A 22,735-nucleotide genomic window follows, 5' to 3' on the forward strand; every position below is an offset into this window, starting at 1 on the left:
CTCCCACAGGAATTGCGCAGCCCTTGAACGCTGCGGGGTACCTGTGGGAGCTGGCTTGCCGGCGACAGGGCCGGGGCAGCAATAATCAATCACTCGTCGTCCGCAGTCCCGTCGGCACGCCAGTAGGCCACAGCCTTGAGCGCATCCTCAGGCAAACCTTTCTCCAGCAACAGTGCCTTGGCCTGCCGGGTCAGGGCTTTTTCCAGTGCCACCCAGCCAAACAACCGGCCTTGCGGCAAGGTCAGGTTCTTCACCAGCGCCAGCAAGTCATCCTGTTGGCGACGTACCCAGATCACCTCCACCTGCGCCTTGCTTGGCAGTGGCTGGCGTTCCTGCTCGTCTTCGATCTGGATAACCGCCAGTACCTGGCGGCCCGCTGGCAACTCCTCCAGGCGGCGGCCAATGGCCGGGATGGCGGTTTCGTCGCCGATCAGCAGGTAGCTGTCGAAGATGTCCGGCACCACCATCGAAGCCCGCGGCCCGGCGATGTCCAGGGTTTGCCCGGGGGCCGCCTGGGCGGCCCAGGTGGATGCAGGGCCATCGCCGTGCAGCACGAAGTCGATATCCAGCTCATTGGCCACCAGATCGATGCGCCGTGGCGTGTATTCGCGCATGGTAGGCCGCGCGCCACCCTCTCGACCCAGGTTACGAGCCTCGATGGCCTGCTGTTGCTCCGGCGTTTCGGCGAACAGCAGTTTGATGTGGTCGTCGCTGCCCACGCTGGTGAAGCCCTGCAGCTCGGCTCCCCCGAGGGTGATGCGGCGCATGCGTGGGGTCAGTTCGGTGACCCGCAGCACCTGCAGGCGGCGTTGGCGGATTTCGTGGTTCACGCGGTGAATGGTGTCACTCATGGGGTGTCTCCCTGACAGGTTCGGTCGGCCCGGAGGCGATGGCCTTTGCGGTGTGGTTGAGCAGGTCGCGGACCCGCTCGATTTCTTCCGGTGTCCAGCGGCCACTGTGCATGTGCAGCGCGTGGCGCAGGTTACCGACCGCTTCATGAATCTCTGGTGGGCGGTCGTGGCCACGCAGGGCGCGCTTGCTGACTTCGATGCGCATGCGCACGCCGTCCAGTGCTACGGCCTGTTCGGCCAGGGCGGTGCGGCCGGCTTCGGTAATGGCATAGAGGCGTTTGCTGCCCTGCACCTGGCCGCTTATCAGCTCGGCCTCTTCCAGGAAGTTGAGGGTGGGGTATATCACCCCGGGGCTTGGGCTGTAGCTGCCGTCGAACAGGTTTTCGATCTGTCGGATCAGGTCGTAGCCGTGGCCTGGCTGCTCGGCGAGCAGAGCCAGCATCAGCAGCTTGAGGTCGCCGGGTGCGAAGACGCGAGGGCCGCGTTCGCCACGACCTGGGCGCCGCTCGAAGGGGTCATGGGGGGTATGTTCGCGCATGGGGGCAGGGCTCCGTCGTTTGCGATATATCGTAAGATATTACTCAAGATATATCTGAAGACAAGCCCTCAATTGCAGATGATTATCATCTAGTTGTTCGATGTGTCCTCTTGCGGCGTGGCTGTGTGCATGGCCACCTGCGGCGGCTTGCACTCGTTCGGATTGCCCGGTTGCAGGTACGGCATGAGAATCGGAGCCATGCCCTTGAGTACCTGCACTGGCAGCGCCGAGGTGAACTTGAAGGCCTCCGCAGAGCGCCCCGGCACGAACGCAGTCAAGGTGCCGAAGTGGTTGTCGCCCAGGAAGAACACGAAGGTGGCGGTACGGTTCAGCGAGCGTGAGCCGATCAGCCGGCCGCCGGCACCAAAGCTTTCGATTCGGTTGTCACCGGTACCGGTCTTGCCACCCATCACCAGTGGCGTGCCGTCCTGCAGTTTGAAACTGCCGGAAATACGCCGCGCGGTGCCGGCATCCACCACCTGCGACATGGCGCCTTTGAGGGCGCGCGCCACTTCGACCGGCAGAATTCGCACACCCCGGTCCGGGTCGGTGATCAGCTTGGTCTCGTAAGGCGTATTGGCCGCGAAGTGCAGGGTGTCGATCCGCAAGGTCGGCAGGCGCACGCCGTCGTTCTGGATGATGCCGACCAGTTCGGAGAGGGCGGCGGGGCGGTCGCCCGAGCTGCCGATGGCGGTGGCCAGCGAGGGTACCAGGTGGTCGAATGGATAGCCCACGCGCTTCCAGCGCTGGTGAATGTCGAGGAACGCTTCGATCTCGACCATGGTGCGAATGCGGCTGTCACGGGCGCCCTGATGGCGGCTCTTGAACAGCCAGCCGTAAACCTCCTGGCGCTCGAAGCGGCTGGCATTGACCATTTCGGTCAAGGTTGAACCGGGGTTCTTAAGCAGGTAACCCAGCAGCCAAAGGTCCAGCGGGTGGACCTTGGCGATATAGCCTTGGTCGGGCAGGTCGTACTTGCCAGGGCCATAGGCGTCGTACATCTCCGACAGGCGGCCATCGGTCAGTTTGCCCAGGACGATCTTGTCACCCTTGAGGTGGGCGCGGACGAAGGCGTTGAAAGTTTCCTGGCCAGCCTCGGGGAACAGGTAGCGGTGCACGGCCGCCAACCGTTGTGGGGTCACGCGCATGCTGTCGAGGAAGGTGTCCAGGCGCTGCTGCGAGGTCTTGCGCTGGTATTTCTTCCAGAAGCGCATCAGGTAGTTGGTGCCTTCCTTGTCGGCGAAACGGGCCAGGTATTCCTGGCGGCGCGGGTCGGAGTCGTCCTTGAGCAGCGGCACGCGGTTGTACGGCTGCTGGTAGGTCACGTAGCGCACCAGGTCGCGCATCAGGCGGATGAACGGAAGGTTGATCGACTCGCGCAATGCATCCTTGAGGGTTGGATTGCGGCTGTTGTCTTCCTTGCGGAAGTTGTTGAACACATGCATGCCGCCGCCGGTGAAGAAGGCTTCGCCGGTGTTGGCCGAATACTTGCGTTCCAGCGCCGCATCGAGCATCGCGTCCAGGCTCTGGTTCTTGCTGTTCTGCGCCAGCCATTCCAGCGACCACTGGCTGATACGGTCAAGTTCGGCGACTTCGACTTTCTTCAATTCGGCGGCAGGCTTGCCGGCGTACTTGTCGTGCAGCTCGGCGATGATCTCCAGGTAAGTGGTGAGCACCCGCAACTTGGCGGTGGAGCCCAGCTCCAGCTTGCTGCCCTCGTTGATGTCGAAGGGCTGATCGGTGCTGTCGGTCTGCACCCGCACCCGCGAGCCGTCGGCGGTGCGCTCGAACAGGGTGAAGCTGTAGCTCACCTGATCGGTGGTCTTGGCGGTGAGCAGGCGTTCGCCGATCAGGCCGATCTGCGCTGCAAATTCGGGGTCGGCAAGGTTTTTCAGGTATTGGCTGACCTGCAGCTGCAGGTCGGACTGCAGGGTACTGGTGGCCGAAACGTCGAGCCGGTCGAGGTCGTACAGGGGGCGGTTGAGCATGGCCGCCAGGCGGTTGCGTGCCAGGCTGATGCCCTTGTTGGTGACGATCGGCACGATGGTCGGTTGCGCCACCCAGTCGCGGTATACCGCCTTGCTGGCCAGTGCAGCGTCGGCCAGTGGCTGCTCGATGATCTTGTTGGCGGCCAGCACGCGGATGTGCGCGTCGGTCAGTTCGGCCAGTTCGAGCCGCCCTTTGGACAGATAGTGCGACGGCCGGCGCTGGGCAATCATCAGCGACAGCACCTGGCGCAGGGCCAGGCCGCGTGCGGCCATGCTCTCGGGGTCGCTGGCGGTGGAGTTCAGGGCCTGGTTGACCTGGTCGAAGTCAGCGCCGTACCACACCCGCAGCCCCTCGGCCATGCCATGTACTTCGCCATGCCCAGGCACTGCCGACAGCGGCACGCTGTTGAGGTAGTCCCGCACGATGCGCTGGCGTGCCTCCGTGGTGTCAGGGCCACCCTGGTAGGCACGCACGCTGGCGGAAATCATCTGGCGGATCTTCTCGGCGCCGGAAACGGTCAGGCCGTCTGGTGAATGGCGGTACTTTTCCAGCTGCGTGGCCAAGGTACTGCCGCCAGCGGACTGGCCGGGCAGGGCCAGGTACTTGGCCACCTGGCTGTAGGCGGCCTTGGCGAAGCGTGGCCAGTCCACGGCCGGGTTGTTGCGTGGGTCCTTGGTGTCGAGCAGGTCGCGGTTCTCGATGAACAGCAGGCTGTTGACGATCACCGGCGGGATCGCCGCAAAGTCCGGGTACAGGTGTTGCGGGTAATTGTACTGGTACAGCATGTCGCCGCGGCAGTCGGTGATCGACAGGCCAGCCTGGATTTTCTCGATATAGGGGGCGAACAGCCCATGGTCGACGTAGTTCATCAACGCCGGCGAGAACCTCACCTGCTCGCTGATCAGGTAGTCGCGCTTTAGCAGGCGCGGCAGGAATTCGCCCAGGGCGCTGTAGCCCAGGCGTTTATCGAACGGCCCTTCGCCGGGGTACACGATGGCATCGCTGGGGCCTGGTTGCAGCGAATAGGTGAGGGTGCTGGCCAGCTTGCTGAATTCCCGCGACTGCAGGTTGGAGGTGCGGAATTCGTCATACGCAGCGAAGCCGATGGCCACCAGCGCCACCAGCAGGATGAGGATGATCAGCCGCCACCATAGCCGACGCTGACGGGGGGATTTGGGTTGTGGCGTCTCGGCCGGAGGTATCTCGGGTGCTTCCGTTCTGCTTGGTTCCGATTGCCACAGTGCGCCCATAGTCTTCTATCCGGCCAGGTATTTTCGTCTTGCTTGTCTGAAGCTTAGACGTTGAGCGGGTCAGGTGAAAAATTTGTAAGAGACGGGAAAGTGGCGTAGGGCTATGCGGCTTTGGTGTGGGTTTCTTCATACGGCGATGTTGCTATGTTGGCCGGGCGATTTTGGGGCCGCTTGCGCCCCATTCGCAGCACAAGGCTGCTTTTCCAGGGGGAATGCGTATCCTTTGTAGGAGCAGCCTTGTGCTGCGAATGGGGCGAAGCGGCCCCAGAGATCTTGCTGAATTTTCCTGTTTATACAGCGAAAAACCCTGCAACGGTCTTCCTATACTGCTCGCCCCCTTCGCCTTGCCGGGCGCTCTATTCCGGCACACGGGCCGGCCCACAAGGCCAGCTCGGCAAGCCAACGCCATGCCTATCGGCCTGGCCGGTGCTGCACGAAGGTCAAATCCAATAACAAAATGAGGTTGTATTGCTATGCCAGTCGGCAACCACCCTGCCCACGGCCAGGCCACCGAAGGCGGCCCGCTCAAGCGCGAACTGGGCGAACGGCACATCCGCCTGATGGCGCTGGGCGCCTGTATCGGTGTCGGTCTTTTCCTCGGTTCGGCCAAGGCCATCGAAATGGCCGGCCCCGCCATCATGCTGTCCTACATCATCGGCGGCCTGGCCATTCTGGTGATCATGCGCGCCCTTGGCGAAATGGCCGTGCACAACCCTGTCGCCGGTTCGTTCAGTCGTTATGCCCAGGACTATCTCGGCCCGCTGGCGGGCTTCCTTACCGGCTGGAACTACTGGTTCCTGTGGCTGGTGACATGCGTTGCCGAAATCACCGCAGTGGCCATCTACATGGGCATCTGGTTCCCCGACGTACCGCGCTGGATCTGGGCCCTGGCGGCGCTGGGCAGCATGGGTGCGGTCAACCTGGTGGCCGTCAAGGCCTTTGGTGAATTCGAATTCTGGTTCGCCCTGATCAAGATTGTCACCATCATCGCCATGGTCCTTGGCGGCATCGGCATCATTGCCTTTGGCTTCGGCAATGACGGCGTGGCAGTAGGTATCTCCAACCTGTGGAGCAACGGCGGCTTCATGCCCAATGGCGTGACCGGCGTGCTGATGTCGCTGCAGATGGTGATGTTCGCCTACCTGGGCGTGGAAATGATCGGCCTGACCGCCGGTGAAGCACGCAACCCGCAAAAGACCATTCCACAGGCCATCGGCTCGGTATTCTGGCGCATCCTGCTGTTCTATGTCGGTGCGCTGTTCGTGATCCTGTCGATTTACCCGTGGAACGAAATCGGCAGCCAGGGCAGCCCGTTCGTCATGACCTTCGAGCGCCTGGGCATCAAGACCGCCGCCGGCATCATCAACTTCGTGGTCATCACTGCAGCGCTGTCGTCGTGCAACGGCGGCATCTTCAGCACCGGGCGCATGCTCTACAGCCTGGCGCAGAACGGCCAGGCCCCGGCGGCCTTCGCCCGTACGTCGAAGAACGGCGTGCCGCGCAACGCGCTGCTGCTGTCGATCGGCGCGCTGCTGCTGGGCGTGCTGGCCAACTACCTGGTGCCGGAAAAGGTCTTCGTCTGGGTGACTTCGATCGCTACCTTTGGCGCGATCTGGACCTGGGTGATGATCCTGCTGGCGCAGCTGAAGTTCCGCGCAGGCCTCAGCGTCACTGAACGCAAGGCACTGAAATACCGCATGTGGCTGTGGCCGCTGAGCTCGTACCTGGCGCTGGCCTTCCTGGTGCTGGTGGTCGGCCTGATGGCGTACTTCGAGGATACCCGCGTGGCGCTGTACATCGGCCCGGCGTTCCTGGTGCTGCTGACGGTGCTGTACTACGCGTTCCGCCTGGCGCCGAAAGACGCGCAGGGTGTAGCCAGTACTGCTTCCTGATCTGAAATGGCTGGGGCCGCTTTGCGGCCCTTTCGCGACACAAGGCCGCTCCCACAAGAGATAGCGTACTCCTGTGGGAGCGGCCTTGTGTCGCGATGGGCTGCGTAGCAGCCCCAGGTTCAATCAGGCCGCCACCTCGCTGTGCGGCTCGAAGCTGTCGGCCCGTGCCAATTGCCACATGCGCGAATAGAACTGCCCGTTCACCTCGCCAGTCAGCAGTTCACCCGGCTTCAAGAACACATGCATCTGTGAGAACAGCTTGATCTCGGTGGCTGAAATGCGCCGTACCAGGTGCTTGGCCTCCAGCTGCGCCGGGTGCTCCAGGCCTGCTGCCGCAAGCATTTCGGCCAGGGCACGCAGGGTATTGTGATGGAAGTTCAGCACCCGCTGGGCTTTGTCCGGCACCACCAGCGCGCGCTGGCGCAGTGGGTCTTGCGTGGCGACACCGGTCGGGCACTTGTTGGTGTGGCAGCTTTGCGACTGGATGCAGCCGATGGCGAACATGAAACCGCGCGCCGAGTTGGCCCAATCGGCGCCAATGGCCAGCACGCTGGCAATGTCGAAAGCGCTGACGATCTTTCCGCTGGCGCCCAGCTTGATCTTGTCGCGCAGGTTCAGGCCGACCAGGGTGTTGTGCACGAACAGCAGCCCTTCGCGCAGCGGTACACCAATGTGGTCGGTGAACTCCACCGGCGCCGCGCCGGTGCCACCTTCCTTGCCGTCGACGACGATGAAGTCCGGCAGGATGCCGGTTTCCAGCATGGCCTTGGCGATGCCCATGAACTCCCATGGGTGGCCCAGGCAGAACTTGAAGCCTACCGGTTTGCCGCCAGACAGTTCACGCAGTCGGGCAATGAACCGCATCATCTCGATGGGGGTGGAGAAGGCGCTGTGGCGCGACGGTGATATGCAGTCTTCGCCCATCAGCACGCCTCGGGTTTCGGCAATTTCCCGGGTTACCTTGTGCTTGGGCAGGATGCCGCCGTGGCCGGGCTTGGCGCCCTGGCTCATCTTGATCTCGATCATCCGCACCTGCGGGCTGCGCGCCTGGGCGGCGAAGCGTTCGGGGTCGAAACGCCCGTCCGGCGTGCGGCACCCGAAGTAGCCACTGCCCAGTTCCCAGACCAGGTCGCCACCATGCTCGCGGTGATAGGGGCTGATGCTGCCTTCGCCAGTGTCATGGTGGAAATTGCCCAGCTTGGCGCCCTGGTTGAGGGCGCGGATGGCGTTGGCGCTGAGCGAGCCAAAGCTCATCGCCGATATGTTGAAGATCGATGCCGAGTACGGCTGGCTGCACTGAGGCCCGCCGACGATGACCCGGAAGCTTGCCGGGTCGGCCAAGGGCGCCGGGCGCATGGAGTGGCCGATGAATTCGAAGCCGGACTCGTACACGTCGATCAGGGTGCCGAAAGGTTTGTCCGAGGCTTCGTTCTTCGCCCGTGCGTACACCAGCGAGCGCTGGGCGCGGGAGAACGGCAGGGCGTCGCTGTCAGCCTCCAGCAGGTACTGGCGGATTTCCGGGCGAATGGCCTCGACCAGATAGCGGATGTTGCCCAGGATCGGGTAGTTGCGGCGTACCGCGTGGCGTTGCTGCAACAGGTCGAACAGGCCGATCAGGCTGAGGATGGCGGTGCTCAGGGTGAACGGCCACAACCATTCGTGGTGGATGAAGGGCAGGGTCGCCAGGGTGAACAGCACACAGGCGGCGAAGAAGGCATAGCGGCTGAGAAGTGACAGGCTCATACAGGGTCCTTGCGATGGCGCGGTCAGGCTCAGGGCCTGGGGCAAACCCCGAACATAGCCAAGTTGCACGGCTGTGCAAATTAAAATCGGGGTAGCGAAAATCATTCTCGCCAAGCCTGGCAATAGTGTTCAGGCCAAGACGGGCTTTTGTAGGAGCAGCCTTGTACACATTGCCTTCGTCAATAATGGCTTCTTCGCAGCACAGGGCTGCTCCTACAGGTGCTGTGCATGCCTGAAATCAGCATCAAGGGATTCAGATAGAGTCGCGCAGCAGCTTCTGCCGCCAGCATTCCTGCTCTTGTGCCGGCGCTTCGACCAGGTACGAATAGTGCCCGGCCACCCGCACCGCTATCGGCACTCCGTCGCGATACAACAAACGGTTGCCACTGACCGCCGGCACTTTCGCACCTGGCAGCAACGACCCGACCAGATTCAGCGGGTCACTGGCACTTGCCACCACCAGTGCCCCGTCCAATTCACGGCGTCGTACCTGCCGCAGCAGCCCCACCGCCTCCGTCAAGGCGAACTGTTCGCCGGCCAGCCCGGCAATGAAGCGCCCGCCACGAATCTCGCCACGTGCTTCCAGCCGGTGATAGCAGCGCAGCAGTTCGCGCCAGGGCGGCAGCACATCGCTTTCGCGCTCCAGCAGGCGCCAGCAAACCACGCCATAGCGCCGAAGCAGGGCCCGGGCGATGTGCTCCAGGCGCTGGCTGTCGTCTACAGCGCCCCTGCGTAGCAAGGCCCAGCGCCCGGCCTGGGACATGCTGCTGGACAGCGGCGGGTGGCCGCGCCGGCTGTTGCGCGCTGTGCGTTTCGCCGCCGGGGTGATCAGGCTGCGCAGGCCGGTGAAGCTGTCGGCCCCCACCAGGCCTGCGCCTACCAGCTCCTGTAACGCCGTCTCCAGTTCGCTGGGCAGCAGGTGGGCGTCGTGTGCCAGCTCGTCGAAGAACAGCGCGCCATGTGTGTTCAGCACCTCGTGGACGCGTTGCGCCCGTGTACCGAGGCTATCAAGTGCTGGCAGGGGGGCAAGGCTGCGCCACAACCCAAGATGCTCGCGCGGCAGCAGCACCAGCGGTGTGCTCGACAAGGTGTTGCTCGACACGGTTGCCGCCAGCCGGCTCCAGGCGAACTGCCCGCTGCGGCAGGCATCGTCGAGCCAGTGTGGGCTGTAGTCCTTGATACGTGCCGGCAGCAATTCGGCCTCCCAGGCTCCGGCTGCACTCGGGAACCCTTGCAACTGGCCAAGTACCTCGGTCACGGCTTGCGGGCCGCGAAGGCGCGTGTCATCAGCCAGGTGCTGCCAGTCGAACAGAAAACGCATGAAGTCTTGCAGGCTGACCGGCTCGATCTCCCGGCGCAGGCGTTTTACCGTGTAGCGGTGGATGCGCGCCAGCAAATGGCGCTCGCACCACTGCAATTCGCTTGCGCCGGGGCTGAAATACCCACGCAGCACATAGCCTTCGGCCTCCAGGTGGGCCAGTGCCTGTTCGATGGCCGGCAGCGGTTTGCCAAGTGCTGCCGCAATCTGCGCACGGGTCAGCGGGCCATGGCCGCTCAGGCGGGCTCGGAGCAGTTCGACCAGCGCAATGTCCGGCTCGATGGCCTGATCGAAGCCTGGCAGTACCTGCAACGCAGGCTCAAGCCTGGAGCCGGGATACAGCACCTGCAGCAGGTTCAACCGCTCACGCGCCAGCCACAGTTTTTCATCCACCAGGCGCAAGGCCCGGCCGGCCTTGGCCAACTGCCTGAGCAGCAGCTCCCAGCTGGCATTGCCCTGCACTTCGTCCTGACTGATGGCCCCCAGGCCCATCAACGCTTCATGCATCTCATCGGCATTGCCCGGTTGTGGCCATGCCTCGGCTGCGACGGCGGCAATGGCATCGGCATCCAGCGCGCCCAGGTCGTCGCCGCTCTGCACTTCGCTCCAGCGCCGGCTGAGCACCGCCTGAGTGCGCCGTTCTTCCAGCGGCGCGTCATCCAGGAAGGCATAGGGCCGTGCATTGAGGATGGCTGCCGCCAGCGGCGAAGGAGCGGGCAGGTCGCGACACAGCAGGCGCACCGTGCCGCTTTCCATACGCCGCAACAGCGCCAGCCAGCCTTCGCTGTCCATCGCCTCGTGCAGGCAGTCGTCGAGTGTTTGCTCGACCAGCGGATGATCGGGAATCTGCCGCTCGCCGACGATGTTCTCCAGGCAGGCGATCTGGTCGGGGAACACGGCGGCAATCAGGTCTTCACTCTTCATCCGCTGGATCTGTGGCGCCACCTTGCGACCGCCGACAAAGCGCGGTAGGGCCATGGTCACGCTGGCGTTCCAGCGCCAGCGCACCCCGAACAGCGGGGCATCGAGCAGCGCCTGGACAAGAATCGGCTCGGCGCTGCGGCTATTCAGGTAACGCCACACGTCGTCCAGTTCGAAACTGTGACTGGAAGACAGCGACAGCACGATGGCGTCTTCGCTGGCAGCCGCCTGCAGCTCGAAGTTGAAGGTGCGACAGAAGCGCTTGCGCAGGGCCAGGCCCCAGGCGCGGTTGATGCGGCTGCCGTAAGGCGAATGGATGATCAACTGGGTACCACCGGACTCATCGAAGAAACGCTCCATCACCAGCATGTCCTGCGAGGGCAGGGCGCCGAGCACTTCGCGGGTGCGGGCCAGGTAGTCGAGCAGCTGGCCAGCGGCGTCTTCGCCCAGTTCGAAGGTAGCCTGCAACCATGCCAGCACCTCGGCCTGGTTGTTGTCAGCCAGCTGTTGGTCGATCTGCGCCTGCAGTCGGGCCACTGCGGCAGACAGCTCATCGCTGCGCCCCGGGGCCTCGCCCAGCCAGAACGGGATGGTAGGTGGCAGGCCCTGGGCATCCTCCACCCGCACCCGGCCCGGCTCGACCCGCAGGATGCGATAGGAGGCATTGCCCAGCTGGAAGATATCGCCGGCGATGCTCTCGACGGCAAAGTCTTCGTTGACGGTGCCAATGTTCAGCGCCTGCGGTTCGAGCAGCACGGCGTAGTCGGCGTTGTCGGGAATGGTGCCGCCGCTGGTCAGGGCGGTCAGCTGGCTGCCGCGTCGGCCACGCAGTGTGCCGCTCACCGCATCGCGGTGCAGGTAGGCACTGCGCACGCCCTGGCGGCCGTTGTAGCCCTCGGCGAGCATGCGCAGCAGGGCCTGGTAATGTTGCTGGTCGAGTTCGGCGTATGGCGTGGCCTGGCGCAGGCAGTCGAACAGGGCCTGTTCGTGCCAGGGCTGGTTGCTGGCTTCGGCGACGATCTGCTGGGCCAGCACATCCAGCGGCGCCCGGGGAATGTGCAGTTCGTCCAGTTCGCCCCGGCGTATGCAGTCGAGCAGGGCCACGCATTCGATGAGGTCATCGCGCGAGGTCGGGAACAAGCGCCCCTTGGGCACGCCATCGACCTGGTGTCCGGCGCGGCCAACCCGCTGCAGCAAGGCCGCGATCGAACCTGGCGAAGCGATCTGGCAGACCAGGTCGATGTCGCCGATATCGATGCCCAGTTCCAGCGAAGCAGTGGCCACCAGCACCTGCAGCTGGCCATTCTTCAGGCGTTGTTCGGCATCCAGGCGTAGCTCCTTGGCCAGGCTGCCGTGGTGCGCGGCAACCGCCTCCTTGCCCAGGCGGTCGCTGAGGTGGCGGGTGATGCGCTCGGCCAGTCGCCGGGTGTTGACGAACACCAGGGTGGTGCGGTGTTCGCGCGCCAGGGTGGCCAGGCGGTCATAGACCAGGCCCCAGACATCGGTGGCCATCACTGCCCCCAGCGGCACTGGCGGCACCTCGATGGCCAGGTCGCGCTGCCGAGCATGGCCGACATCGACGATTGCACAGGGGCGGCCGTTGCCGACCAGGAACTGTGCCACCCGCTCGACCGGGCGTTGCGTGGCCGATAGGCCGATGCGCCGCAACGGCCGGTTGCACAAGGCCTGCAGGCGCTCCAGGGTCAGTGCCAGATGAGCGCCGCGCTTGTTGCCGGCCAAGGCATGGATTTCGTCGACGATTACAGTATGCACGCTGGCCAGGCCTTCACGGCCAGAAGCCGAGCCCATCAGCACGTAGAGCGATTCGGGGGTGGTCACAAGGATGTGCGGCGCCAGCTTGCGCATGGCGGCACGCTCCTTCTGAGGGGTGTCGCCGCTGCGTACGGCGGTGGTGATGCGCGGGGCATTCAGGCCTTGGTCCGCGAGGGCTTGGCTGATGCCTTCGAGCGGGGCTTGCAGGTTCAGGCGGATATCGTTGGACAGCGCCTTGAGTGGCGACACGTAGACCACCTGGGTTTGCGCTGGTAGCTCGCCGTGGCGCTCCAGGCCTTGGCGGAACAGTTCGTCGAGCACGGCCAGGAACGCACTGAGGGTCTTGCCCGAGCCGGTCGGCGCGGCCAGCAGCATCGACTGGCCCGCATGGATCAACGGCCAGGCCTGGGCCTGGGCATTGGTCACCGTGGCGAAGTGGCGACGGAACCAGGTGCTCACGGCGGGGTGGAACAGCTCGAGCACCGGGTGGTGTTTGGCGGGCAGGTTCATGTGTTGGTTATGGAGGGTGTGGGGCGGGTTGGCAAGGGGCCGTTCGTCTGGCCGGTCGGCTATGTCCTGTGCCGGCCCTTTCGCGGGCATGGCCGCTCCCACAGGCACTGCGTTGCTCTCAAGAGCTGTGGAGGACTTGTGGGAGTGGGCGCGCCCGCGAAAGGGCCGGCGCAGGAAACACTGGCCTTGTCAGGCCAGGACCCTCATGGGATCCTCCCCGGCCATTGTTTCAAGCGAGCCCAGCCCATGCCCAACACCATCCGCATCGCCGCCGCCCTGTTGATCGACCCCCAGGGCCGCACCCTGCTGGTACGCAAACGCGGGACCCAGGCCTTCATGCAGCCCGGTGGCAAGATCGATGCTGGCGAAACCCCGGTGCAGGCGCTGGTGCGCGAGCTGCATGAGGAACTGGGCCTGCACATCGACCCGTCCCAGGCCGTGCACCTGGGCCAGTTCAGCGCCCCGGCCGCCAACGAGCCGGGCTTCGAGGTACAGGCCGAACTGTTCCGTGTCGACAGCGCCGCAGCCGTGCTGCCGGCTGCGGAGATCGAGGAGGTGGTGTGGCTGGCCGCAGACCAGGTACCCGCCATGCAGCTGGCACCCCTGACCCGCGACCTCATCCTGCCGCTATACCGCCAGGCCGTCAGCGCACCGCGCTGACACCATCGAGGGTGGCGAACGAGGTGTCCTTCGCCGTCAGCAGGAAGTCGCGCATGTATGGCGCATCGAGCATGTCGGTGCGCACGGCAGCATAAAGCGTGGCGAACAGGCCTTTTTCACCCAGGCGCTTGCCCTTCACATACCCGCGCGAACTGTACTCGTGCAGCGCCCAGTGCGGCATGCCGCACACACCTCGGCCGCTGGCCACCAGTTGCATCATCATCACCGTCAGCTCCGACGTGCGCACGGCGGCGGGCTCGATGTCGGCCGGCTCCAGGAAGCGGGTGAAGATGTCCAGGCGATCGCGCTCCACCGGGTAGGTGATCAGGGTCTGGTCAAGCAGGTCCTGCGGCACGATGTAGGGCTTGCTGGCCAACGGATGCTGGTTGGCCACCGCCAGCATCGCCTCGTAGGTGAACAGCGGCACGTAGGTGATGCCCGCCAGGTCCAGCGGGTCGGAGGTCACCACCAGGTCCAGGTCGCCGCGAGCCAGGGCCGGCAGTGGGGCGAAGGCAAAGCCGGAGGCCAGGTCCAGCTCCACCTCCGGCCAGGCGTCACGGAACTGGTCGATGGTCGGCATCAGCCACTGGAAGCAGCTGTGGCATTCGATAGCCATGTGCAGGCGCCCGGCGGTGCCACCGGCCAGGCGCGCGATGTCACGTTCGGCGCCGCGAAGCAGCGGCAGGGTGGCATCGGCCAGTTGCAGCAGGCGCAACCCGGCGCTGGTGAAGCGGATCGGCTTGGTCTTGCGCACGAACAGCGGCAGGCCCAGGCGCTCTTCCAGCTCCTTGAACTGGTGCGACAGCGCCGACTGGGTCAGGTGCAGGCGCTCGGCGGCCTCCACCAGGCTGTCGGCCTCGCGCAGGGCATGAAGGGTTTTCAGGTGACGGATCTCCAGCACAGCTGACTCCGGTGTGTGGACTTGAGGAAACAGGGGGTGAGTTGAGTTTCCCTCATGTTGCTGCGCCTGTCGACTGGGCGTTTGGCCGCACCGCCTGGCGGGAGTCATCAAAATGTCACTGAAGTGTGGCAGCGCGCCCGAACAGAATTCATCAGACTCGCGCTCTACTGGGGATTTGCATTCTGGTGTTTCTTTCATGCGGGCTTATTGGCTTCTTCTTTTCTTTGTATTCGGCGTACCTGCGAGTTTCGCTGAACAGCGTTGTGATGCCCACGTGCCGGTGCAGCGGGCCGAGCTGGGCGCGGTCAGCCTGGTGTACCAGAGCGTCGGTGCGCCACGCGACCCGGCCTTGCTGCTGGTGATGGGCCTTGGCGGGCAACTGATCCACTGGCCGGACGACGTGGTCGAAGCTTTGTGCCGCCAGGGCTTTCGGGTAATTCGCTACGACAATCGCGATGTCGGCCTGTCACGCTGGAGCCAGCTGCCACCGTCGGCCAACCTGACGGTCGAACTGCTGCGCTACAAGCTGGGCCTGCCGGTGGCTGCGCCATATACGCTGACCGACATGGCGGACGATGGCCTGAGCCTGATGGATGCGTTGGGCGTGCACGAGTTTCATGTGCTGGGGGTGAGCATGGGCGGCATGATTGCCCAGCACCTGGCGGCCATGGCGCCCGAGCGCGTGCGCAGCCTGACGTTGGTCATGTCCAGTTCAGGGGCGGCGGGGTTGCCGGCGCCGGATCCGGCGCTGGTGCAGCTGCTGGCCCGGCGCAGCGCGCCGAACCGCGAGGTTGCCATCGAACAGCAGGCCGACCTGCTGGCGGCGCTGGGCAGCCCCGAGGTGCGTGACGACCGTGCGGCCTTGCTGCAGCAGGCGGCCGTGGCCTATGACCGGGCGTTCAATCCTGAAGGCGCCAAGCGCCAGATCATGGCGATACTGGCCGAGCCGAGCAGGGTCGAATTGTTGAACCAGTTGCGGGTGCCGACCCTGGTGGTGCATGGCACGGCCGACCCGTTGCTGCCGGTGATGCATGGTGTGCATCTGGCCGCGCATATCCGGGGTAGCCAACTGCGTTTGATACCGGGGTTGGCGCACCGCTTCCAGGAGCCGTTCAAGGCGCCGTTGCTGGGGGCGGTGTTGCCCTACCTGCAGGCACATCGGCAGGATGTCACGCATATCGCAGGGCTGTGAATTTCCATGCTTCCAGGCTGATGCGATCCCCTGTAGGAGCGGCCTTGTGTCGCGAAAGGGCCGCAAGGCGGCCCCAGCAATATTCGCGGCGAAGCTGAAATCGGGGGCCGCTACGCGCCCCATCGCGACACAAGGCCGCTCCTACACGGACCGCGTCAGCCGACCGGCCTCAGTGCATCCGCACCCACAAGGTCACCAGCACGGTGGCGGCCATCAGCCAGGCCACCGTGGCCAACGCCAGCGATGCCTCCAGGCGCATGCGGTCGACCAGCACATACAAGGTCGCCAGGTACACGAAGTACGGAATGATCGACCACATGCCGAACAGGATGGTGGTCTTCAGGTCGGTAATGCTGCGCCCCTTGCCAACTATGTAGTGGGCAATCAGGGCAAAGGTGGGGAATAGCGGCACCAGCCCGGCGATGTAGTAATTGCGTGTTTTCGACAGCACCGCCAGCAGGAGCACCACGCCAGCGCCCAGGGCAGCTTTGAATACCAGGTCCACGATGTGTTTCCAGGTTGGGTTGAGGTCAGCCGAGGCCGTATTTCTTCACTTTGTCGAACAACGTGGTCTTGGCCATGCCCAGTTCCTGGCTGGCCTGGCTAAGGTTGCCGCCGGTGCGTTGCAGGGCATCGCCGAGCAGGTTGCGCTCGAACGCTTCCACCGCCTCGGCAAAGCCCAAGCCTTGGCTGGCACCACCGCTGGGGCCTTTCTTGAACGCTGGCAGGCCGAGGGCATAGCGTTCGGCGACGTTGCGCAGTTCACGCACGTTGCCCGGCCAGTCGTGGGCCATCAGGCGCGACAAGGTCTGGCTGTCCAGCGCAGGCGTTTCGCGGTCGAAGCGCAGTGCCGATTGCTGCAGGAAGTGCTCGAACAGTTGCAGGATATCTTCGCGGCGCTCGCGCAGCGGCGGCAGCTCCAGGGTAACCACGTTCAGCCGGTAATACAGGTCGCTGCGGAACTGGCCGCTCTGGCCCATGGCATCCAGGTCGGACTTGGTGGCCGCGATCACCCGGCAGTCCACCGGAATGCTCTGGTTCGAGCCCAGCCGCTCCAGGGTGCGCTCCTGCAGCACGCGCAACAGCTTGATCTGTAGGTTGATCGGCATGCTCTCAACCTCGTCGAGGAACAGCGTGCCGCCATTGGCATGTTCAATCTTGCCGATGCGGCGTTTGCCGGCACCGGTGAAAGCGTTGGCTTCGTGGCCGAAAATCTCGCTTTCGAACAGGTTTTCCGGCAGGCCGCCGCAGTTCAGTGCCACGAACGGCTGGCCCTGGCGGCGGCTGAAGTCGTGCAGGCAGCGGGCGACCAGTTCCTTGCCGGTACCTGTCTCGCCTTCGATCAGCACGTTGGCCGAGGTATCGGCGACGTTGGCGATCAGTTCGCGCAAGTGCTCCATGGCTGGCGAGCGGCCAATGATGCGCCCCTCCAGGCTGCTTTGCTCGGCCAGCTGGCGGCGCAGGGCCACCACTTCGCGCGACAGCCCGCGCTGTTCAAGGGCGCGGCGCACCACATCGACCAGGCGCTCCGGGGAGAAAGGCTTTTCCATGAAGTCGTAGGCGCCATTGCGCATCGCGCCGACCGCCATGTCGATATCGCCGTGGCCGGTGATCAGCACCACCGGCAGGCTGCGGTCGCGGGCCTTGAGGCGGTTGAGCAGCTCCAGGCCATCGATGCCCGGCAGGCGGATATCGCTGACGACGATACCGGCGAAGTCGTCGCCGATGCGTTCCAGCGCCTGCTCGGCGCTGCCCACGCCTTCGCAGGCGATGTCTTCCAGGGCCAACGCCTGTTGGCAGCCGAGCAGCACATGCGGGTCGTCTTCGACGATCAGGACGGTAAGAGGCGCTTGGTTCATGGTTGCTCTGCCGATTCGCTAGGGGGTGAGACCAAGGGCAGGGCCAGGACGAAGGCCGTGCCGCCGCTGGCGGGGTGCTCGACGTTGAGGCTGCCCTTGGCGGCGGCGGCAAGGCTCGCCGACAGGGTCAGGCCCAGGCCCAGGCCGTGTTCGCCCGGTTTGGTGGTGAAGAAAGGTTCGAAAAGATGCTTGCGCGCCTCGGCATCGATGCCGTGGCCATTGTCGCGCACCTGCAAACGGTACTTGTCGCCCTGCAGCTCGCCTTCCAGCCACAGTTGCGGAAGCGGCTGGGCGGTCATGGCATCCAGGGCGTTGCCGATCAGGTTTACCAGGATCTGCTCCAGGCGGGTCTGGTCGATGGCCAGCTGTTGGTCCTCGAACTGATTGTGCAATTGCAGGTGGCAGGCGCTGATGCGGTTGGCCAGCACCTGCAGGGTAGCGTCCACGGCCTTGGCCAGCGAGGCCTGGCCGCTGTCGTCGCTGCGTCGGGCGAACGAGCGCAGGCTGGCGGTGATGCGGCCCATGCGGTCGATCAGGTCGTTCATGGTGCGCAAGTTGGTGCTGGCGGTTTCCAGTGCCCCACGCTCGAGGAAGCGCACGGTGTTGCCGGACAACGTGCGCAGCGCGGCCAGCGGCTGGTTCAGTTCGTGGGCGATGCTGGTGGACATCTGCCCGATGGCGGCCAGCTTGCCGGCCTGTACCAGTTCATCCTGGGCGTGGCGCAGGGTCTGCTCGGCATGTCGGCGCTCGCGAATCTGGCCCTTAAGGCGCTCGTTGCTGGCGCGCAGGTCGGCCGTGCGTTCGGTAATCCGTCGCTCCAGCTGGCTGTTGGCTTCCTGCAGGGCCTCGCGGGCTGCCAGGCGGGTGGCGATGACCTTGCGCCGTTCGTTCCAGGCGATGCCCAGGATCGCCAGCAAGGCGAAGGCAACGCCCACCAGCACGCCCTGTACCATGGATTCGCGGCGCAGGTCCTGCAGCGGTGTCAGCAGGGTGAAGTGCCAAGGCGTGTCGACCAGGCGCCGGGTCTGGGCCAGGTAGGCCATTTCGCTGGCCTTGCCCTGTGCGGTTTCGCTGTTTGCCGGGAAGGTCAGCTTTTCCACACCATCGGCCAGGGTTTCCCGAGCCAGAGGCTGCAGTTCGTTCAGCGGCCACCAGTAGTACTGCAGGCTACGGGCCAGGCGCTCCTTGATCTGCGGGGTCAGCGGGCGTACCGACTTCAGGCGCCGCGCTGGGTCGCTGGAGAGGATGATGATGCCGTTCTCGTCGCTGACGAACGCTTCCAGGCGGGCACGCTGCCAGCGCTCCTCGAGGGTGTCCAGGCGCACTTTGATCACCGCCACGCCAATGATCTTGCCGTGTTCCTCCAGGCCGTGGGCCAGGTAATAGCCGGCCTCGCCGGTGGTGCTGCCGATACCGTAGAAACGCCCGGGCTCGCCGCGCACGGCAGTCTGGAAGTAGGCACGGAACGACAGGTCCTCACCCAGGAACGAGTCGGCATCGCGCCAGTTGCTGGTGGCCTGGACCCGGCCATTGGTGTCGAGGACGAAGATGGCCCGGCTGCGGCTGCGACGGTTCAGGCCTTCGAGGTATTCGTTGACGATCTGCCGCGAGCCACCGTCAGGGTCGGTGAGCAGGTGCGAGACGCTGTCTTCCAGCTCCAGCAGGCTCGGCAGGTAGGTGTACTTGCTGATTTCGCTCTCGACCGTGCGCGCGTGCAGCTCCAGCTGGCGCTCGCCGTTTTCGCTGAGGGTGCGGATGCCGTTGCTCTCGCTGATCAGGTAGCCAGCCATTCCCAGGCCGACCATCAGCAGGATGATCAGTGGCGGCAACAGCAATTGGCGGAGCAGGCGGGATTTCACGGCAGGCTTGGCAGGGAGAAGAAGCGAAGGATCGCATTTCATCACAGTGGCCTTGTCACGACCAGCGCCTGCTGCCCGAAAGGACAGCGGCGCCGACCGCTTCAGTGAGGCAAAATCAGTGTTGCAGGATCTTGCTGAGGAAGTGCTGGGTACGCTCGTGGCGGGCGCTCGGGTTGCCGAAGAAGTCTTCCTTCTGGCAATCCTCGATGATGTTGCCCTTGTCCATGAAGATCACGCGGTTGGCCACCTTGCGGGCGAAGCCCATTTCATGGGTCACGCACATCATGGTCATGCCTTCGTGGGCCAGCTCGACCATCACGTCCAGTACTTCGTTGACCATCTCCGGGTCCAGTGCCGAGGTCGGTTCGTCGAACAGCATGACGATCGGGTCCATCGACAGGGCGCGGGCGATGGCCACGCGCTGCTGCTGGCCGCCGGACAGCTGGCCCGGGTGCTTCTTGGCGTGGGCACCGAGGCCGACACGGTCGAGCAGGGCCAGGCCCTTCTTGGTCGCTTCCGCTTCGCTGCGGCCAAGCACCTTGCGCTGGGCAATGGTCAGGTTCTCGGTGATGGACAGGTGCGGGAACAGCTCGAAGTGCTGGAACACCATGCCAACGCGCGAACGCAGCTTGGGCAGGTTGGTCTTGGGGTCGGCGATCGAGGTGCCGTCGACCACGATGTCACCTTTCTGGAACGGCTCCAGGGCGTTGACGCACTTGATCAGGGTGGACTTGCCCGAACCCGACGGGCCGCATACCACCACCACTTCACCCTTCTTGACCTCGGTGCTGCAGTCGGTCAGTACCTGGAAGTCCCCGTACCACTTGTTGACGTTCTTGATGGAAATCATACGGTGATCCTTTTTTGCAGGCGCTTGACCAGCCACGAAGCGGAGAAGCTGATGAGGAAGTACACGACACCGGCGAAGATCAGGAACTCATGGGAGCGCCCGATGATGTCGCCGTTGGAGCGTGCCGAGTTGAGGAAGTCCACCAGGCCCACGGTGTATACCAGCGAGGTGTCCTGGAACAGGATGATGCTCTGCTGCAAAAGCAGTGGCGTCATCTTGCGGAAGGCCTGGGGCAGGATGATCAGGCGCATGGTCTGGCCGTAGGTCATGCCCAGCGCCTGGGCGGCGCCCATCTGGCCCTTGGAGATCGACTGCACGCCGGCACGGACGATTTCGCAGAAGTACGCGGCCTCGAACATCATGAATGCCACCACGCAGGAGGTGAAGGCACCCACCGGGGTGTCTTCACCAGTGATCCAGCGCAGCACGAACGGTACCGCCAGGTAGAACCAGGTGATGACCAGCAGCAGCGGGATCGAGCGGAAGTAGTTGACATAGGCGCCGGCCAAGTTCGACAGCAGCTTGCTCGACGACAGGCGCATCAGGGCCAGGATGGTCCCCAGCACGATGCCGCCGACCACGCCCATGACCATCAGCTGCAAGGTCATGACCATGCCTTCCCACAGGGCAGGCAGGGCCGGGATGATTTCGCTGAAATCCATGTCCATTTATTTGCCCCCTACGGAAATCAGGCCGGGCACCGAGACTTTCTTCTCGACCATGCGCATCAGCAGCATCAGGCCCATGTTCAGGGTGAAGTAGATCAGCGTGGCCAGGGTGAAGGCCTCGAACAGGTTGGCCGAGAATTCGGCGGTCTGCTTGGTTTGTGCCAGCAGCTCCATCAGGCCGATCAGCGACGCCACCGACGAGTTCTTGAACACGTTCAGGAATTCCGAGGTGAGCGGCGGAATGATGATCCGGTAGGCTTGCGGCAGCAGCACGTTGGTGTAGATCTGCGGCAGGCTGAAGCCCATGGCGCGGGCGGCGGCTTCCTGGCCCCGGGGCAGCGCCTGGATGCCGGTACGTACCTGTTCGCACACGCGGGCGGCGGTGAACAGGCCCAGGCAGATGACCACGCTGATCAGCGCCGAAGTGGTCGGGTTGAGGTCCTGCTTGAACCATTCCTGCAGGCCTTCTGGCAGCAGGTCCGGCACCAGGAAGTACCAGATGAACAGCTGCACCAGCAGCGGTACGTTGCGGAACAGCTCCACGTAGGCAGTGGCGATACCTGCTACCACACGGTTCGGCACGGTACGCATGACACCGAGGACCGAGCCCAGCAGCAAGGCGATGATCCAGGCGGAGATGGCGATGGCGATGGTCCATCCCAGGCCGGTGATGTACCAGTCCAGATAGGTTTCGCTGCCCACGCCGGTGGACTTGAAGAACACGCCCCAGTCCCAGTTGTAATTCATCGGGATTTCCCCTCAGACGATCGTTTCACGGGCACCTTCGAGCATCCGAGGGCGCTTGGCGCCCTCGGATGAAAGGTTAGACACTAATGAGTGGCCTGCAGTATTGATTGGTGCTGTAGAGCACCAGGCCACTATCTGAGAGTCAGGACTTCTTCTCGTCCGCAGCCTTGTCGGTCGGCTCGGCGATCAGTTTCTTCAGCTCGTCGCTCATCGGGAACTGCAGGTTCAGGCCCTTTGGCGGGATTGGCTGCTGGAACCACTTGTCATAGCTCTTGTTGACTTCGCCCGACTTGAAGTAACCAACGATGGCGTCATCGACCGCTTTCTTGAAGGCCGCGTCATCCTTGCGCACCATGCAGCCATAGATTTCGTACGACTGCGGGGTACCGGTGATGACCCAGTCCGACGGCTTGCGAGCCTTGGCCATTTCGCCGGCGAGCAGGGCGTCGTCCATCATGAAGGCCACGGCGCGGCCGCTTTCGAGCATGTTGAAGGCTTCACCGTGGTCCTTGGCGGAGATCACGTTCATCTTCATCTGCTTGTCGGCATTCATCGCCTTGAGGATGCGCTCGGAGGTGGTACCGGCGGTGGTCACCACGTTCTTGCCGGCCAGGTCCGGGAAGTCCTTGTATGCCGGCTGACCGTCCTTGACCTTGGTCAGCAGGCGGGTACCGACTTCGAAGATGCCGACCGAGAAGCCGACCTGCTGCTGGCGCTCGACGTTGTTGGTGGTGGAGCCGCACTCGAGGTCCACGGTGCCGTTCTGCACCAGCGGGATGCGGGTCTGGGAGGTGACGAGGTTGTAGCGGACCTTGATGTCCGTGCCCAGCTGCTTCTTCAGGGCGTCGACGACAGCCAGCTGGATGTCATGCGAGTAGCCTACGGGCTCGGGCTTGCCGGCCAGGTAGGAAAACGGGATGGAGGAGTCGCGGTGGCCCAGGGTGATGGTGCCCGAATCCTTGATCTTCTTCAGGGTGCCGGTCAGTTCCTCGGCCATGGCCGGCGAAGCGATCACAGCGGCCGCGATGGCGGCGCCCAGCAATTGACGAACGATGCGCATCAAATTTTCCTCGACGTGTTTGTTTTTTTTATGGAGCCGTTGGCGGACTCTTCGTTCAACGAATACAGAAATAAACGATTGCATTCGGCTACCAAGTGTAGAGCATGAGTCGTGCCAAGCCCTGACATTGATCATAACGCCGCAGATTCATTGG

At 64.1% G+C, this 22,735-nt stretch carries 16 protein-coding genes; 3 read left to right on the plus strand and 13 right to left on the minus strand.

What is annotated here, in order from left to right; genetic code table 11:
• Positions 1-89: 89 nt before the first annotated feature.
• The 3 genes from IRZ77_RS13380 to IRZ77_RS13390 all read right to left on the minus strand — a co-directional run bounded on the left by IRZ77_RS13380 (position 90) and on the right by IRZ77_RS13390 (position 4,628).
• Positions 90-851, minus strand: coding sequence for a siderophore-interacting protein (locus IRZ77_RS13380; RefSeq protein WP_046614773.1), 762 nt, complete (start codon positions 849-851; stop codon positions 90-92).
• Complete coding sequence (locus tag IRZ77_RS13385) at positions 844-1,389, minus strand: PadR family transcriptional regulator (RefSeq protein ID WP_085601570.1); 546 nt, start codon at positions 1,387-1,389, stop codon at positions 844-846. The genes IRZ77_RS13380 and IRZ77_RS13385 overlap by 8 nt, the downstream gene beginning before the upstream one ends.
• Before the next feature lie 89 nt (positions 1,390-1,478).
• Positions 1,479-4,628, minus strand: coding sequence for a transglycosylase domain-containing protein (locus tag IRZ77_RS13390; RefSeq protein ID WP_046614771.1), 3,150 nt, complete (start codon positions 4,626-4,628; stop codon positions 1,479-1,481).
• Between the two features lie 473 nt (positions 4,629-5,101).
• On the opposite strand from IRZ77_RS13390, the gene IRZ77_RS13395 reads away from it, so the two are divergent.
• Positions 5,102-6,520: an amino acid permease gene (locus tag IRZ77_RS13395; RefSeq protein WP_108481795.1), complete on the plus strand. Its 1,419-nt coding sequence runs from the start codon at positions 5,102-5,104 to the stop codon at positions 6,518-6,520.
• Positions 6,521-6,643: 123 nt separating this feature from the next.
• Here IRZ77_RS13395 and IRZ77_RS13400 read toward each other — a convergent pair whose 3' ends face one another.
• Entirely contained in the window at positions 6,644-8,263 is a 1,620-nt protein-coding gene (locus IRZ77_RS13400; protein ID WP_153671574.1) for an FMN-binding glutamate synthase family protein, read from the minus strand.
• 253 nt (positions 8,264-8,516) lie between these two features.
• Positions 8,517-12,785 carry a DEAD/DEAH box helicase gene (locus IRZ77_RS13405; protein ID WP_196173656.1) on the minus strand — a complete coding sequence of 1,423 codons (4,269 nt, stop codon included), beginning with the start codon at positions 12,783-12,785 and terminating at the stop codon, positions 8,517-8,519.
• A gap of 246 nt (positions 12,786-13,031) precedes the next feature.
• Here IRZ77_RS13405 and IRZ77_RS13410 point away from each other — a divergent pair, with 246 nt between their 5' ends.
• Positions 13,032-13,445, plus strand: a complete 414-nt coding sequence (locus IRZ77_RS13410; protein ID WP_085601566.1) for an NUDIX hydrolase — start codon at positions 13,032-13,034, stop codon at positions 13,443-13,445.
• Here the strand turns inward: IRZ77_RS13410 and metR are convergent.
• A complete protein-coding gene (gene metR / locus IRZ77_RS13415; protein ID WP_003258025.1) occupies positions 13,429-14,346 on the minus strand; it encodes a transcriptional regulator MetR in 918 nt (305 codons plus the stop codon). The two genes, IRZ77_RS13410 and metR, sit on opposite strands and share 17 nt — an antisense overlap.
• A gap of 196 nt (positions 14,347-14,542) precedes the next feature.
• Here metR and IRZ77_RS13420 point away from each other — a divergent pair, with 196 nt between their 5' ends.
• A complete protein-coding gene (locus IRZ77_RS13420; RefSeq protein WP_196173658.1) occupies positions 14,543-15,538 on the plus strand; it encodes an alpha/beta fold hydrolase in 996 nt (331 codons plus the stop codon).
• Positions 15,539-15,707: 169 nt separating this feature from the next.
• On the opposite strand, the gene IRZ77_RS13425 is transcribed toward IRZ77_RS13420, so the two are convergent.
• From IRZ77_RS13425 to IRZ77_RS13455, 7 genes are all read right to left on the minus strand, one after another.
• Positions 15,708-16,043: a GlpM family protein gene (locus IRZ77_RS13425; protein ID WP_046614765.1), complete on the minus strand. Its 336-nt coding sequence runs from the start codon at positions 16,041-16,043 to the stop codon at positions 15,708-15,710.
• Between the two features lie 25 nt (positions 16,044-16,068).
• Complete coding sequence (aauR, locus tag IRZ77_RS13430) at positions 16,069-17,397, minus strand: two-component response regulator AauR (RefSeq protein ID WP_046614764.1); 1,329 nt, start codon at positions 17,395-17,397, stop codon at positions 16,069-16,071.
• A complete protein-coding gene (gene aauS, locus IRZ77_RS13435; RefSeq protein WP_046614763.1) occupies positions 17,394-19,298 on the minus strand; it encodes a two-component sensor histidine kinase AauS in 1,905 nt (634 codons plus the stop codon). The genes aauR and aauS overlap by 4 nt, the downstream gene beginning before the upstream one ends.
• A gap of 73 nt (positions 19,299-19,371) precedes the next feature.
• Positions 19,372-20,106, minus strand: coding sequence for an amino acid ABC transporter ATP-binding protein (locus IRZ77_RS13440; RefSeq protein ID WP_003258023.1), 735 nt, complete (start codon positions 20,104-20,106; stop codon positions 19,372-19,374).
• Positions 20,103-20,774 carry an amino acid ABC transporter permease gene (locus tag IRZ77_RS13445; RefSeq protein WP_043206507.1) on the minus strand — a complete coding sequence of 224 codons (672 nt, stop codon included), beginning with the start codon at positions 20,772-20,774 and terminating at the stop codon, positions 20,103-20,105. Before IRZ77_RS13445 ends, IRZ77_RS13440 begins: the two co-directional genes overlap by 4 nt.
• Positions 20,775-21,521, minus strand: a complete 747-nt coding sequence (locus tag IRZ77_RS13450; RefSeq protein WP_046614762.1) for an amino acid ABC transporter permease — start codon at positions 21,519-21,521, stop codon at positions 20,775-20,777. It abuts the gene before it with no gap.
• Positions 21,522-21,663: 142 nt separating this feature from the next.
• Positions 21,664-22,581 carry a glutamate/aspartate ABC transporter substrate-binding protein gene (locus IRZ77_RS13455; RefSeq protein WP_025340398.1) on the minus strand — a complete coding sequence of 306 codons (918 nt, stop codon included), beginning with the start codon at positions 22,579-22,581 and terminating at the stop codon, positions 21,664-21,666.
• Positions 22,582-22,735 lie beyond the last annotated feature (154 nt).

The organism is Pseudomonas pudica (genome assembly GCF_015680405.1).
GTDB lineage: Bacteria > Pseudomonadota > Gammaproteobacteria > Pseudomonadales > Pseudomonadaceae > Aquipseudomonas > Aquipseudomonas pudica.